This is a genomic window from Planomicrobium sp. YIM 101495, from assembly GCF_009707665.1.
GTDB lineage: Bacteria > Bacillota > Bacilli > Bacillales_A > Planococcaceae > Planococcus.
The window spans coordinates 204897-219991 of record NZ_WLZW01000004.1; the positions used below are offsets into that span (position 1 = coordinate 204897).

A 15095-nucleotide genomic window follows, 5' to 3' on the forward strand; every position below is an offset into this window, starting at 1 on the left:
TGGCGTTTGTATAGATCAAAGTTTTATCAATTACTGCTTATGAGTAATGAATCGAGAAGAAGGAGAAATTCCAATGCCAATCCATAACAAATTAGTCCGCGACCGAATTCCTGAAGTAATCGAAGCGACAGGAAAAGCTTTCTCAACACGCATCCTTGATGAAGAAGAGTACAAAGTTGAATTGAAAAAGAAAATGCAGGAAGAACTCACTGAATATCTCGCCGCAACTTCCGATGAAGAGGCTGTCGAAGAACTTGCCGATTTGCTGGAGTTGATTCATGCCGCTGCCACGATTCACGGTGCAAGCGTTGAAGAGCTTGAAGAAGTTCGGAAGGTGAAAGCTGAAAAGCGTGGCGGCTTTGCTGAACGCATTTATTTAATTGAGGTTAAAGATGACTAAGCTGGAACTGGTGACCGCGCAGCTGCGTACGCACCTGGAGAGGCTTTCGGAGGATGCGGTTGAGGTTCATTGGGTGACTGCGTTTGCCATGAAGTCTGGCGTGAAGCTCGTTGTGCCGTTTTTGAAAAAGGCGATGCAAAGAGGAGTACCGGTGAAATTGCTCGTCGGCGATTATTTGTTCATCACGCAGCCGGAAGCGCTGGGGCTTCTTCTCGCAGAATTGCCTGAAGCGGAGATCCGGCTATGGCGGAGCGGCGGAGCTTCTTTTCACCCGAAGGCTTATTTGTTCCGGGGAAGTGAGCATTCGCATCTGATTGTCGGTTCATCGAATCTCTCCGCTTCCGCGTTAACGCGAGGAGTCGAATGGAACTTGATTGCGCCGACTTCAGTAGACTCTGAAGTGTTCGAAGAAGCAGTCACGCATTTTCACGAATTGTTTTATGCGGAGCAGACAATCCCATTGAACGGAGAGACACTGGCTGAATACACAGCCATGCACGAGAAGGCGAACTTGAAGAGACCATTCAGCCCGACCTGGTCGGAAGCGGAAGAAGTAGATTTGACACTTGGGGTGTCGCAGCAGCAGGAGATTGCGGAAACTGCCGCTCCGTATCAACGTGATCTCGTTCCGCGTCCAGCACAAGAGGAAGCCCTCGCTGCTTTGGAAGAGACAATGGCAGCGGAATACGACCGCGCAATGGTTGTGCTTGCGACGGGACTCGGTAAGACTTATTTGGCTGCTTTTTTTGCTGAGCGGTTTCAGCGGGTGCTGTTCGTCGCACACCGGGAAGAAATTCTGATTCAGGCAAAGCAATCATTTGAGCATGTACACCCGGATCGGTCGGCTGCATTTTATAATGCGAATGAGAAAGACGTCGATGCAGACTTCATTTTTGCTTCGATCTATACGCTCGGCAGCCAATTTCATTTGGACCGTTTTGCGCCGGACGCTTTTGATTTGATTGTAGTGGATGAATTTCATCATGCGGCCGCTCCGACGTATGAGCGCTTGCTCCAACATTTCACGCCGAAGTTTTTGCTTGGCATCACGGCAACTCCTGATCGAATGGACAATAAAGATGTATATGCGCTATGTAACGGCAACGTCGCGATCTCGATTCATTTTCTTGAAGCGATCGAGCGCAATTGGCTCGCGCCGTTTAATTATTACGGTGTATACGACGACACAGATTATTCTGCGATTCGCTGGCTGGGTAAGCGGTATGACGAAGAAGAGCTGCTTGCTGTACAGCTTCGGGAAGACTTTGCGAAGAAGATTTTGGAGAAGTGGAGAACGCATAAACAAACGAGGACGATCGCTTTTTGTTCTTCAGTCAAGCAAGCAGTGTTCATGAACGACTTCTTTGTGCGGAATGGAATTCGTTCTATTGTGCTTCACAGCGGTACGCCGGCAGATGCAAGAAGAACCGCCAGAGCGCGCCTGGATAGTGGCGAGCTGGAAGTGATCTTCACAGTTGACCTCTTTAATGAAGGTGTAGATATTCCGCAGGTTGATACGCTTCTTTTTATCCGTCCAACTGAATCGCTGACCGTCTACACCCAGCAAATTGGCCGGGGCTTGCGCATTGCAGAAGGAAAAACGCATTGTGTGATTATCGACTTCATTGGGAACTACCGGAATGCTGACTTGAAGCTGTCTGTCTTCGATACAGCGGCAGGCAATGGGAAATATAATAAAGCGATCGAGCCTCTTGTACCGGAGTCCTGTGATTTTAATTTGGATTTGCAGGTCGTCAATTTGCTTGAAGAAATCCGAAAAAAGCGGGCGCCGAGAAAAGAAACTGCTGTTATGGCATTTAGAGCGCTTAAGCGAGAATTGGGCAGAAGACCGACTTACTTGGAATTTCATTTGCATGCCAAAATCAATTCAGGAATTGTAAAGGAGCAATTTAAGAGTTGGTTTGCTCTGCTGGTATATGCAAATGAATTGAATGAAGTTGAAAAAGCTGTCTGGCAAAATCATAAAGATTGGCTATTTGAATTAGAAAGAACCAGGATGAATAAAAGTTACAAAATGGTTGTGTTGAAATACATGCTGTCAAAAGGACTAGCGAACTGGACGGCTCCAGTCACACCAGTAGAAGTTGCTCCTTTCTTCCATCACTATTTAATGGAGAAAGACTATAGAAAAAATCTTGATTTCAATGATGAAAAGACGCGTAAATTTCATAAATACAATGAGGCTGCTATTGCTAAACATATCGCAGACATGCCCATGACTAAATGGAGTGAAGACGAGAAGAAAGGATTAGTAACTTTTGAACAAGATCTTTTCTCATTAAACTTGAAGATTGATCCATCAGAAAATCACTTCATATATGAGTGGACAAAAGAAGTTGTAGAGTACCTATTGCAAGATCATTTTGAAAAGAAGGGGAAGCGAAGTAATTAAGTTTCTCTTCTTGTTTATAGAAGAAATTTAATGGTCATATTTCTAATGGGTTTTATTAGAATATGATGACAGGATATAAAGTAAAACAGCGGAGACTCCTGTGGGATAGCGCAGTGCCGAGATCCACTCTGGAGAGCGGAGCGATTCAGAGTTAGCTCGGCGCAAGCCCACTGGACGCGGAGCTGTTTTACGGAATATCCGATTTATAAATCATACAAAATTAGAAGAGGGCCATTCTCCCGTTAAGGAGAACAGCCCTCTGTTTTGTTTAAGGTAACATTAGTTGCCGATTTATAAAGTTCATCCCGAGAAACTCGGGGTATCTTATTTATAGAAAAGAATCGTTTTCCATGCCGCGGTCAATCATTCCACTGGATGTTTCTAACCTAGACGACGTAAACCCTACCTTCTTTTACGTCCTTGCGATCCTGTAATCGCGCCAGTGTGAATAAGTATCTACAAAATCATTCCGTAGAATGCCAGATATCGAGTTGCAATGTTACCAGTTTGTGTTAACTTACTAACTATACCACAGCGCGGAATGCAAGTCAAAGTGTAGGATTCGGGAGAAAAGGGAAGAGAGAGGGAAAGACGATGACTAAAGTTCGACACATTTCGTGTATAATGGACAGCAACGACTGCATTCGACAAAAAGGAGTTTAATTCATATGACAACGTACAGTGACGACAGTTTGACCCTCCATACGGATCTTTACCAAATCAACATGGCGGAAGCCTACTGGGCACAAGGGGTCCATGAGCGCAAGGCCGTCTTCGAGCTGTTCTTCCGGAAGCTGCCATTCGGCAACGGCTACGCCATCTTTGCCGGATTGGAGCGGGTGCTGCGGTACCTGGAAGACTTCCGGTTCAGCGACAGCGACATCGCCTACTTGCGGGATGAGCTTGCGTACAGTGACGATTTCCTTACGTACTTAAAGGAAGTCCGGTTCACAGGAGATGTCTATTCGGTCGTGGAAGGGGAGCTTGTGTTTCAGAACGAGCCATTGCTCCGCATCGAAGCGCCGCTCATCGAAGCGCAGCTGATCGAGACGGCGCTATTGAACATCGTTAATTACCAAACGCTCATCGCGACAAAAGCGAGTCGTATCAAACAAGTGGCGAAAGACGAAACCGTCATGGAGTTCGGTTCGCGCCGTGCGCAGGAAATGGACGCGGCAATATGGGGAGCACGTGCAGCATTCATCGGCGGGGTCGAGTCGACAAGTAACGTACGCGCCGGGAAATTATTCGGCTTGCCGGTTGCCGGGACGCACGCCCATTCACTAGTGCAAGCGTACCGCGACGAGTATGCGGCGTTCCATGCCTATGCGGCACGCCACAAAGATTGCGTCTTCCTCGTCGACACGTACGACACGCTCCGCTCGGGTGTTCCGACGGCGATCCGTGTCGCAAAAGAGCTCGGCGACAAGATCAACTTCATCGGGATCCGCCTGGACAGCGGAGACATTGCGTTCCTATCAAAAGCCGCGCGGAAAATGCTCGATGAAGCTGGATTCCCGGATGCGAAGATCGTCGTTTCGAACGACCTTGACGAATACACGATCCTGAACTTGAAAGCGCAAGGCGCGCAAGTGGATTCATGGGGGATCGGCACGAAGCTGATCACGGCCTATGACCAGCCGGCACTCGGCGCGGTGTACAAGATCGTCTCGATCGAGAACAGCGAAGGCGAGATGGAGGACACGATCAAGATTTCGGGCAACGCTGAGAAAGTGACGACGCCCGGCCTGAAGAACGTTTACCGCATCATCGACAAGGAAAACGGAAAATCACAAGGGGACTATATCGCGATGCACGATGAGGACCCGGCGTCTGAAGACCGTCTGAAGATGTTCCACCCGGTCCACACGTTCGTCTCGAAGTTCGTGACGAATTTCGAAGCGGTCAACATTCACCGGCAAGTGATCCGAGGCGGCGAAGTGATGTACGAAACGCCGGCGCTGGTGGACATCCAGTCGTATGCGCACGACAATCTTGATTTGTTATGGGACGAGTACAAACGCTCGCTTAACCCGGAGGAATATCCGGTCGACCTCAGCCAGAAGTGCTGGGACAACAAAATGCGCAACATCGAAGAAGTGAAAGAATCGATCCAAGATTTGAAAATCAGACGATAAGGAGGAGTTCTGCATGACTTCATTGCAGCAGCAAATCATTGATGAATTGAAAGTACAGCCGGAGATCGACCCGCAAGCGGAAATTCGCCGGACGGTCGATTTTCTGAAAGATTACTTGAAAGGGCATCCCTTCTTGAAAGGGTACGTCCTCGGCATTTCCGGCGGACAGGATTCGACGCTCGCGGGCAGGCTCGCGCAACTGGCGGTCGATGAATTGAATGAAGAAACGGGTGGCGTCGACTACGGATTCTATGCACTGCGCTTGCCGTACGGGGAGCAGTTCGACGAAGGGGATGCGCAGGATGCCATCGACTTCATCGCGCCGACGAAAGTTTATACGATCAATATTAAAGACGCGGTCGACGCGAGTGCCCGCGCGATGGAAGCTGCTGGCATTGTGCTGTCCGATTTTACCAAAGGCAACGAAAAAGCGCGTGAACGGATGAAGGCGCAGTTCTCGGCAGCTGCGATGCACAGCGCGGTCGTCCTCGGCACGGATCATGCGGCGGAAGCGATCACCGGTTTCTACACGAAGTTCGGCGACGGTGCGGCGGACGTCATGCCGCTTTTCCGACTGAACAAGCGGCAAGGACGCGCGATGCTGAAGGAGCTCGGCTGTCCGGAGCATCTTTATTTGAAGATCCCGACGGCTGACCTCGAAGACGACAAGCCGGCCATCCCGGACGAAGTCGCTCTCGGCATCACCTATGACATGATCGACGATTACCTCGAAGGCAAGTCGATCCCGAAAGAAGCGCAGGAACGTCTGGAAGGCTACTACATGAAGTCCCGGCACAAGCGCCATCTGCCGGTCACGGTCTTTGATGATTTTTGGAAATGAATATAAAGTGGGCTGTTCCCGAGATTCTTGGGGGCAGTCCTTTTTTGTCTCTTTGTTTCCTGCTGGTTTAGAACCCAAGGGTATAGCGAAGCGTGGCCCCAAAGAAATATGCAGTTGCCCAAAATAGAATGAACTAAAAAATTCTCTCTTCCCTAATTCACCTACACCCCAGCGCAGAAGCGGCATGGACTGGGCGGAGGGAGAAGATGAGCGATCCGCAGTTCAGCTTCTTCCGGGAGTCCTGTCCGGAGCACCAAGCGATTGCACCACTCGGAACCTCATACTCCTTCGAGAAGTCCTCTCCCGAGCGACAAGCGTCCGACAGCTATTTCCACCTCCAACTGACCCATCAAAACTAAGTGCTGAAAGTTGAGTTCTAGCGGTTTTTTCTGTATGCTTATAGCAATATTGTGACAATTCCGCCCCTAGGTCTGAGGAACGGAATTTCACCTGGAGGAATGACGATGACCCCTACACAACAGCTGAAAAATGTAATCGACAATATCGAAAAAGTGATCATCGGCAAACGCGAAGTCGCCGAACTGAGTGTCGTCGCGATGCTTGCGGGAGGACACGTACTGCTCGAAGATGTCCCGGGAGTCGGCAAGACCATGCTTGTGCGCGCGCTCGCCAAGTCGGTCGGAGCGGAATTCAAGCGGATTCAGTTCACGCCGGACTTATTGCCGTCGGATGTCGTCGGCGTCTCGATCTACAACCCGAAGGAGATGGAATTCAACTTCCGGCCGGGCCCGATTATGGGCAACCTCGTACTGGCCGATGAGATCAACCGGACTTCCCCGAAAACACAATCCGCGTTACTCGAAGCGATGGAAGAGTCTTCAGTCACGGTCGATGGCGTGACAATGCAGATTCCCAAACCGTTTTTCGTCATGGCGACTCAAAACCCGATCGAGTACGAAGGCACGTATCCACTGCCGGAAGCGCAACTGGACCGGTTCCTCATCAAAGTGAAGATGGGCTATCCAACCGAGCGCGAGGAGATGGAAGTGTTGAGCCGCGTGCAACAAGCGGCACCGATCGAAGAACTAACCTCCGTTATGACGCTCGAAGAATTGAAAGCACTCCAAAAAGAAGTGAAAAGTGTTCATGTCGATGAGACGATCCGCAGCTACATCGTTGAGCTGGCAGGACGGACGCGAAACGAATCGTACGTTTACTTAGGTGCGAGTCCGCGTGGCTCGATTGCTTTGATGCGTGCATCCCAAGCGTATGCCATGCTGCAAGGGCGTGATTACGTCATTCCGGACGATGTGCAGCACCTTGTCATTCCGGTATTCAGCCACCGCATCATCATGCGGCCGGAAGCGCGCTACGAAGGCATCACCGCGGAAGAAATCATCGAACGGATCGTGATCCGCACGAAAGTTCCGGTGCAGAGGCTCGTGGAACAATGAAGCGTCTCATCACCGCACTGAAAAGGTGGGGGCAGCTCGTGTTCGTAACGGTCATTTTGCTCGGGGCCTTTTCATTCGCGATGTTCCAGGGAGGCTTCGTCAGCTGGTTCATCTTCTATATGATTCTGCCGTTCGTCCTCTACTCACTATTGTTGGCGCTGTATCCGCTCAAGTCGATGAAGTGGGAGCGCGAAGTCGAGTCCGCGCAGCTCCGGAGAGGGGATTCGCTCAACTCGACAATCCGGCTCAGCCGGGTCTTCCCGTTTCCGCTCCTCTACACAGTCTTATCGGAACAAGCCGACGATGCCTTATTAAAAGCAGGCGCCGGCCGTGATCGCAAGATGGTCTTGCTCGGCTTCCGGAAACAAGCGGAATGGACATTCAAGCGCGACAACATGCCGCGCGGGGAATACATACTCGAAGGCATCGAGATTGAGACAGCAGATTTCTTCGGATGGGTTCGGAAGTCACGTGAAGTTCCGCTTCCCCAAAAAGTCCTTGTCTACCCACGCATCACAGAAATTCCATACCAGCCAATCGATGTCCGCTACGATCAAGGTGCATCGGCGGCTCCTTTTACATTCGTCAAAGATACGACAATGGCTTCAGGCATCCGCGACTACCAGCCGGGCGACCGGGTGTCATGGATCCACTGGAAATCGTTCGCGCGTACACAGACGATGCAGACGAAGGAATTCGAAGCACGCCAATCACAAGACTTGGTACTGCTCGATGACCGTGCGCAGTCGGACAAGTTCGAGCTGCAAGTGGAGCTTGTAGCGTCATTGCTCCGTTCCGTTGTCCGTTCGAATTCAGGACTCGTCTACCTGTCTGCCGGCCGTTCGGTGGATTATTTCCCGAACATCCGAACAGAAGGAGAATATCAGCAAGTGCTGACGCATCTCGCGAAAGTCCAGCCCGATGCAATGGAGCTCCGGGCGGAAGAAGTGAGCCGGCGCCTGCAGCAGCTGCAGCCGCCGCTTGTCTTGTATGTGACAGCGCGTCTGACTGATGAAATGGCTTCTGCGGTCATGCGCGGCAACGGCCAGCGCCGGACGTGCGTTTGTTTCGTTGTGATGGAAGCGGGCGAAGTATTGACGGCGGAAGAACGTGCCGTCCACGAGACCGCAAGTGCGCGGGGCATGATCGTCAAAACGGTCCGGCAAGAAGAATTCGCCGGCGTCTTCAAGGAGGTGAACCACCCGTGAATTCCATCTCCAAACAACCGCTGTTCATGGCGATTCTTTACCTTTTGGCGTTTTTCCTGCTCGCCGAGTGGCTATCACCCGTCATTGAATTGACATCGACAGGGCACCGCACCGTTTTCCTTGTCTTTATCGGAGCGGGGTTGCTCCTATCCTATTTGAAATGCCCGTGGTGGATTTCAGGTCCGCTGAAGGTCCTCTATATGTTATGGGCGGTCGGCTACATCTTCCTTGAGAATTCGTTCTTCGGGGAAGGGCTCTGGATGACGCTTACGGAAGATTTCAGAAAGAATTTCAGTGCGCTTGCCGATCAAAATTGGAACGGCACGACGGATATTTTCCGGACCATCCTGTTCTTCGTCCTTCTTTGGATGGCGGTTTATCTCCTTCATTACTGGGTCGGGTTCCGTTCGAGCATTTTCCTATTCTACGCACTTACCGTCATTTACATCGCGGTGCTCGATACGTTCACGACGTACCCGGGAAATGCGGCGATCATCCGCGTCATGGTCATTGGTCTGGTGCTTGCCGGACTGCTGCACTTGGCAAGGTGGTCGCGCCGCCACGGCTTTTCGGTCAATAGCGAGAAGGCGCTGTTCTTCATCGGACCACTCGTCGTCATGGTCGGTATTGCGGCCATCACGGCAATGTATTTGCCGAAAGCAGGACCGGTCTGGCCGGACCCTGTACCGTACATCGTTTCATATTCAGGGCAGGGCGGCAGCGGAACGGCTGGCAATGGCGTCGGGCGGATCGGTTACGGTGTCGATGACAGTCAGCTCGGCGGCTCGTTCGTCGGGGATGACAGCCCTGTCTTTACGGCGGAAGTCACGGACGGACAATACTGGAAAGTCGAATCACGTGATACATATACCGGCAAAGGCTGGGAAATGTCAGGTGAAGCGGAAGCAGTGACCGTCTATACGGATGGGGAAACGCTCGCGACCGATTTCGAAGTCGGTCCTGAAGAAGATGCAGACCGGGCAGCAGTTTCCATGCAGCAAAGCTTCCCGTTCGCACTGTATCCGTATGGTCTGGAGTCGCTGGCGATGGACGAAGGCGCAAGTTATGAATATAATGCGGCAGATCAGCGCATCGAAACGTTCCGGAACGGGGAAGCGCTGGAACCGACGGATTACGCGGCGGCATACAGCGAACCGGCATTCAGCTTGAGTGCCTTGCGCGCGACGACACGGGAAGACTTGGCGGGATTGTCGCTCGAGTTCGACCGGTACAAGCAGTTGCCGTCCGATTTGCCGGAGCGCGTCCGTGAGTTAGCAAACGAGATTACGGCGGATGCCGGCAGTGTCTACGATATGACCGCAGCGATCGAACGCTACTTCGGCTCGAACGGCTTTGAATATAGCCAGACGGACATCCCGATGCCGGATGATAATCAAGATTACGTCGATCAATTCCTATTCGAGACGAAGCGCGGGTATTGTGATAACTTCTCGACTTCGATGGTCGTCATGCTGCGCTCGCTCGACATTCCGGCACGCTGGGTCAAGGGCTTTAATGAAGGGGAAGAGATTGCTGCAGGCAGCGACCTTTACCAGATCACGAACAACAACGCCCACTCGTGGGTGGAAGCGTATATGCCTGGTGTCGGCTGGATGGTCTTCGAACCGACGATCGGCTTTGACGGCGGGTCGGATATCGACTTCGACTTGGATGTCGACACGACCGAGCCAGATACGCCGGAAGTTCCGGAACGTCCGGAAGTCGAGCCGCCACTTCCTGAAGAAGGAGATACGGGATCGGCTAGTGAAGACGACAGCTTCGGCGAGGCACTTGCAGCATTCGTCGACAAGCATAAAGGGAAATTGCTCTTGGTTCCGGTCATTTTGTTAGTGATCGCGCTCTTGTTGTTCTGGCAGCGCCGTAAATGGTTGCCGAAAGTACTCATCCCGTATTACCGGAGGAAAAAAGGCGAGTCGGACTCGTTCGAGAAAGCGTATAGGCGTCTTCTAAAACAGCTGGACCGCTACGGTATCCGGAGAAAGCAGGGTGAAACGCTCCGCTCGTATGCATCGTACGTTGATTCATCGTTCGGCACACAAGACATGAGCCGCCTGACGAAAGCGTATGAAGCACTCGTATACGGTGGCAAGGTTTCTTCCGAAGAATGGGAAGAGCTAAGGGAAAGTTGGGAAAATTTAATCAATCGGACTAGAGGTTGATTTTGAACGTCGCAAATTGTACAATGAGGGAAATTGAATGAACCAGGTTCCCTCATATATGTCCGATAATATGGATCGGATGTCTCTACCAAGTTACCGGAAATGACTTGACTATGAAGGTGGATACGGCATGTTTATTTGTGCTGTTTTCCACCTTTTTTGGAGGTAGAGCAAAAGAACGCGAGGAGGCTTTTTTCGCGTTCTTTTGTTATTTATAGCCTGAAACGAATCGAAGAGGTGGATAATATGTCAGCAAGCCCATTGTTGAAAGAACAGAAGAAAATTATCGTTTTGGATTTTGGCAGCCAGTACAACCAATTGATCACGCGTCGCATCCGTGAACTCGGTGTTTACAGTGAATTGCACCCGCACACGATCACGGCGCAGGAAGTGACGGACATGAATGCAGTCGGAATCATCTTCTCCGGCGGACCGAACTCGGTTTACGACGCTGGTGCGTTTTCAGTCGACGAAGCGATCTTTGACCTCGGCTTGCCGATCTTCGGGATATGCTACGGCATGCAGCTGATGGCGCTGAAACTTGGCGGAGGCGTCGAGAAGGCGAAGAACCGCGAGTACGGCAAAGCGGAATTGAAACTGCTGAAGGAAAGCGGGATATTCCGCGAGCTTCCGACAGAGCAGATCGTCTGGATGAGCCACGGAGATCTTGTTACGGCAACACCGCCTGGCTTCGAAGTGATCGGCACGAGCGAAAGCTGCCCGATCGCAGCGATGGCTGATGAAGAGCGTAAATTCTACGGCGTTCAGTTCCACCCGGAAGTTCGCCACTCGATTCACGGCACGGAACTATTGAAGCAATTCGTCCTGGATGTCTGCGAAGTGGAAGCGGACTGGACGATGGAAAGCTTCATCGAACTTGAAGTACAGAAGATCCGCGCGCAAGTGGGCGACAAGAAAGTTTTGTGCGCATTGAGCGGCGGCGTTGACTCTTCAGTCGTTGCGGTCTTGATCCACAAAGCGATCGGCGACCAGTTGACATGTATGTTCGTTGACCACGGCCTGCTGCGTAAAGGCGAAGCAGAAAGTGTTATGGAAACATTCGCGAAAGACTTCAAAATGAACATGATCAAAATCGATGCACGCGAGCGCTTCATGAAAAAGCTTGACGGTGTATCGGATCCTGAACAAAAACGTAAAATCATCGGCAACGAATTCATCTACGTCTTCGATGACGAAGCGGCGAAGCTTGAAGGCATGGACTTCCTTGCGCAGGGAACGCTTTACACAGACATCATCGAAAGCGGTACAGCAACAGCACAAACAATCAAATCGCACCACAACGTCGGCGGACTTCCGGAAGATATGCAGTTCGAATTGATCGAACCGCTGAACACGCTGTTCAAAGACGAAGTGCGTGCACTCGGCACAGAGCTTGGCATGCCGGATGAAATCGTTTGGCGCCAGCCGTTCCCAGGTCCGGGTCTTGGTATCCGCATAATGGGCGCAGTAACAGAAGAGAAACTGGAAATCGTCCGCGAATCGGATTGGATTTTGCGTGACGAAATCCGCAAGGCCGGTCTTGAGCGCGACGTATGGCAATACTTCACGGTGCTTCCGGACATCCGTTCGGTCGGTGTGATGGGTGATGCCCGTACATACGACTACGCGATCGGCATCCGTGCCGTGACATCGATCGATGGCATGACTTCCGACTGGGCACGCATCCCGTGGGATGTGCTGGAGAAAATCTCCGTCCGCATCGTCAACGAAGTGGACCACATCAACCGCGTGCTGTATGATATCACGAGCAAGCCACCAGCGACAATTGAGTGGGAATAATTTAATTTAGCGATCAAGAGGAATCCCCTTCATCCGAGTATCGGAAGAAGGGGGTTTTTTTGCCCGCTGAAATTTGGAACCTCGGCCGTGGGTCACTCGTCAACTAACTTGAGAAAAGGGCAGGGCTGGAACGAAGGGGATGTGGGAATGGATAAGGAAATCGAAGGGAAAAATGAAGTGTGGGAATGGGCTAAAGCGATCGGGATTGCACTGCTGCTGGCGGCTGGAATCCGCTATTTCCTCTTCGCATCGATTGTCGTCGAAGGCGCCTCTATGATGCCGACGCTGGAAAACGGCGATATGGTCGTCGTGAACAAAATCGGGCCAAGACTGACAGAATATGACCGCTTCGATGTGGTGGTATTCGATGTGGATGAAGAGACGAAATACATCAAGCGTATCATCGGTTTGCCTGGCGACCGCATTGTTTATGACAACGATGCGCTATTCATTAACGGAAAGAAATACGAGGAAAATTATCTCGACGACTACAAAGAGGCGCTGGACGGCAAAAGAACCTTGACTGGAAACTTTACGCTGGAAGAGAAGTTGGGCGAATTGGCAGTGCCGGAAGGACATTACTTTGTGCTGGGTGATAACCGCCGGAAAAGCACGGATAGCCGGGATCCACTTGTCGGATTCGTCGAAGCTTCCCGGATCGTCGGGACGGCGGATGTCATCTTTCTGCCAGTGCCCCACTTGAAAATCATTGAATGAGGGGAGAAACATTGTAAAAAGTTAAGCTTGTTTGTCTTTTTTACGAACTTACCTCTGTTTAAAAAGAAGAATGTTCGTGTTTCGGGTTGTTTCTTTCAATTTCTCATGTTATATTGAAATTGAAATTAAATAACGTTGTCGTATAACGTCGGGGATATGGCCCGAAAGTTTCTACCGAGTCACCGTAAAAGACTCGACTACGATTTAGTCTGCTTTTGGGGCAGGACCTCCTTAGGTGGAGGATAAATCACGCGTATACGGCATTTTGCTGTATACGTTTTTTATTTGGCCTTTATACGACGGCAATCGGAGGAACGACGGAAATGAAAAACTATTTTCAGTTTGATGAACTGGGAACGAACTATCGCCGCGAGTTTATCGGCGGCCTGACTACATTCTTGGCGATGGCCTACATTTTGGTCGTCAACCCGCTGACACTCTCTCTGTCATCGGTGGAAGGTTTGCCGGACAGCATGCGCATGGACTACGGCGCAGTATTCATGGCAACTGCCCTGGCTGCGGCCGTCGGGTGTTTCGCGATGGGCTTTATCGGAAAGTACCCGATCGCACTGGCACCAGGCATGGGGCTTAACGCATTCTTCGCTTACACGGTTATTTTGACTTACGGCATTCCTTGGCAGACAGCTTTGACAGGTATCCTTTTCTCAGGACTTATCTTTATCCTTCTGACATTGACTGGCTTGCGTGAGACAATCATCAACGCGATCCCGGAACAACTGAAATATGCAGTTGGTGCCGGAATCGGACTTTATATCACATTCATCGGGCTTCAAAACGCAGAAATCATCGTCGGCAACCCGGATACGATGGTCGGCCTCGGTGATTTGACGAACCCGTCCACGTTGCTGGCAATCTTCGGTTTGTTCATTACAGTCATCTTCATGGTGCGCGGCATCAAAGGTGGAATTTTCTTCGGTATGTTGATTGCAGCGGTTGTCGGTATGATCTTCTCGATCGTTGACCTGCCAAGCGCAATCGTCGGGAACATCCCGAGCATGGCACCGACGTTCGGTGTGGCATTCGAACCGATCTTCAACGATCCAGGCTCGCTCTTGACGATTCAATTCCTTGTCGTCGTCCTGACATTCCTGTTCGTTGACTTCTTCGATACAGCAGGAACGCTCGTAGCGGTAGCGAACCAAGCGAACTTGATCAAAGATGGCAAGCTGCCACGTGCAGGGAAAGCGTTATTCGCTGACTCACTTGCGACTGTAGCTGGAGCAATCTTCGGAACATCGACAACAACTTCTTACATCGAATCGACTGCAGGGGTTGCAGCTGGAGCCCGCTCCGGATTCGCGGCGGTCGTAACAGGCGCACTGTTCTTGGTTGCCATCCTGTTTTACCCGCTGCTCGAAGTCATCACAAGTGCAGTAACTGCACCAGCACTGATCATCGTCGGTGTATTGATGGTTTCAGCACTGGGGAAAATCAACTGGGGGCAGATGGAAATCGCAGTACCCGCTTTCCTGACAATGATCGCCATGCCGCTCGGCTACAGCATCGCGACAGGAATCGCAATCGGCTTTGTGTTCTATCCGATTACCATGCTAGTCGCAGGAAAACGAAAAGAGATTCATCCGATCATGTACGGCCTGTTCGTTATCTTCATCCTGTATTTCATTTTCCTAGCCTAAATATTTTGAGCAAAAAGCTGCCAGCAATTACGCCGGCAGCTTTTTGCGTTCTCGGGAAAGTCGGAGGCGAGAAGTCGTCCTATTATAGAAGAAACCCGAAATCGGGGAGAGATTTAGAAACTCGAAACTTGTAACAGGAATGTAATACAAAAGAGTGAATTTTCTGTTATAATGAAAGGACTATAAAACTTCGCCAAAAGTGTTGACTCTTATTTTAGAGCATGATATATTAGTCAAGTCGCCAAACGAGGTGGCAAAAACGAAACAACATGAACCTTGAAAACTGAACAGCAAAACGTTGATGAAATAGTTACTGATCAGCCTC

At 50.9% G+C, this 15095-nt stretch carries 11 protein-coding genes and 2 riboswitches; all 11 genes read left to right on the top strand.

Annotated features, from left to right (window positions below):
* Positions 1 to 73 precede the first annotated feature (73 nt).
* The 11 genes from GIW82_RS13370 (at position 74) to GIW82_RS13420 (ending at position 14770) form a co-directional block, all read left to right on the top strand.
* A complete protein-coding gene (locus tag GIW82_RS13370) occupies positions 74 to 400 on the top strand; it encodes a nucleoside triphosphate pyrophosphohydrolase (RefSeq protein WP_154750441.1) in 327 nt (108 codons plus the stop codon).
* Complete coding sequence (locus tag GIW82_RS13375) at positions 393 to 2813, top strand: DEAD/DEAH box helicase family protein (protein ID WP_154750442.1); 2421 nt, start codon at positions 393 to 395, stop codon at positions 2811 to 2813. Before GIW82_RS13370 ends, GIW82_RS13375 begins: the two co-directional genes overlap by 8 nt.
* 668 nt (positions 2814 to 3481) lie before the next feature.
* The gene (locus GIW82_RS13380) at positions 3482 to 4951 is read left to right on the top strand and encodes a nicotinate phosphoribosyltransferase (RefSeq protein ID WP_154750443.1); all 1470 of its coding nucleotides are present in this window, start codon (positions 3482 to 3484) and stop codon (positions 4949 to 4951) included.
* A 13-nt stretch (positions 4952 to 4964) separates the two neighbouring features.
* Positions 4965 to 5792, top strand: coding sequence for an ammonia-dependent NAD(+) synthetase (nadE, locus tag GIW82_RS13385; RefSeq protein WP_154750444.1), 828 nt, complete (start codon positions 4965 to 4967; stop codon positions 5790 to 5792).
* 206 nt (positions 5793 to 5998) lie between these two features.
* A complete protein-coding gene (locus tag GIW82_RS13390; RefSeq protein WP_154750445.1) occupies positions 5999 to 6151 on the top strand; it encodes a hypothetical protein in 153 nt (50 codons plus the stop codon).
* A 105-nt stretch (positions 6152 to 6256) separates the two neighbouring features.
* Positions 6257 to 7207 (top strand): AAA family ATPase, encoded by a 951-nt coding sequence (locus GIW82_RS13395; protein WP_154750446.1) that lies wholly within the window; start codon positions 6257 to 6259, stop codon positions 7205 to 7207.
* On the top strand, positions 7204 to 8415 hold the full coding sequence (locus GIW82_RS13400; RefSeq protein WP_154750447.1) for a DUF58 domain-containing protein: 1212 nt from the start codon (positions 7204 to 7206) through the stop codon (positions 8413 to 8415). Before GIW82_RS13395 ends, GIW82_RS13400 begins: the two co-directional genes overlap by 4 nt.
* Positions 8412 to 10595 carry a transglutaminase TgpA family protein gene (locus GIW82_RS13405; RefSeq protein WP_370456240.1) on the top strand — a complete coding sequence of 728 codons (2184 nt, stop codon included), beginning with the start codon at positions 8412 to 8414 and terminating at the stop codon, positions 10593 to 10595. The genes GIW82_RS13400 and GIW82_RS13405 overlap by 4 nt, the downstream gene beginning before the upstream one ends.
* Positions 10596 to 10627: 32 nt before the next feature.
* Positions 10628 to 10729, top strand: a riboswitch (purine riboswitch).
* A gap of 112 nt (positions 10730 to 10841) precedes the next feature.
* Positions 10842 to 12395, top strand: a complete 1554-nt coding sequence (gene guaA, locus GIW82_RS13410; RefSeq protein ID WP_154750448.1) for a glutamine-hydrolyzing GMP synthase — start codon at positions 10842 to 10844, stop codon at positions 12393 to 12395.
* A gap of 147 nt (positions 12396 to 12542) precedes the next feature.
* On the top strand, positions 12543 to 13112 hold the full coding sequence (gene lepB, locus GIW82_RS13415) for a signal peptidase I (protein WP_154750449.1): 570 nt from the start codon (positions 12543 to 12545) through the stop codon (positions 13110 to 13112).
* 118 nt (positions 13113 to 13230) lie between these two features.
* Positions 13231 to 13332, top strand: a riboswitch (purine riboswitch).
* A 103-nt stretch (positions 13333 to 13435) separates the two neighbouring features.
* Positions 13436 to 14770, top strand: coding sequence for an NCS2 family permease (locus GIW82_RS13420; RefSeq protein WP_154750450.1), 1335 nt, complete (start codon positions 13436 to 13438; stop codon positions 14768 to 14770).
* The last annotated feature ends 325 nt before the right edge of the window (positions 14771 to 15095 follow it).

Coding starts and splice junctions, on each gene's coding strand:
- GIW82_RS13370 (WP_154750441.1), top strand. CDS start 74: ATGCCAATCCATAACAAATTAGTCCGCGACCGAATTCCTGAAGTAATC.
- GIW82_RS13375 (WP_154750442.1), top strand. CDS start 393: ATGACTAAGCTGGAACTGGTGACCGCGCAGCTGCGTACGCACCTGGAG.
- GIW82_RS13380 (WP_154750443.1), top strand. CDS start 3,482: ATGACAACGTACAGTGACGACAGTTTGACCCTCCATACGGATCTTTAC.
- nadE (WP_154750444.1), top strand. CDS start 4,965: ATGACTTCATTGCAGCAGCAAATCATTGATGAATTGAAAGTACAGCCG.
- GIW82_RS13390 (WP_154750445.1), top strand. CDS start 5,999: ATGAGCGATCCGCAGTTCAGCTTCTTCCGGGAGTCCTGTCCGGAGCAC.
- GIW82_RS13395 (WP_154750446.1), top strand. CDS start 6,257: ATGACCCCTACACAACAGCTGAAAAATGTAATCGACAATATCGAAAAA.
- GIW82_RS13400 (WP_154750447.1), top strand. CDS start 7,204: ATGAAGCGTCTCATCACCGCACTGAAAAGGTGGGGGCAGCTCGTGTTC.
- guaA (WP_154750448.1), top strand. CDS start 10,842: ATGTCAGCAAGCCCATTGTTGAAAGAACAGAAGAAAATTATCGTTTTG.
- lepB (WP_154750449.1), top strand. CDS start 12,543: ATGGATAAGGAAATCGAAGGGAAAAATGAAGTGTGGGAATGGGCTAAA.
- GIW82_RS13420 (WP_154750450.1), top strand. CDS start 13,436: ATGAAAAACTATTTTCAGTTTGATGAACTGGGAACGAACTATCGCCGC.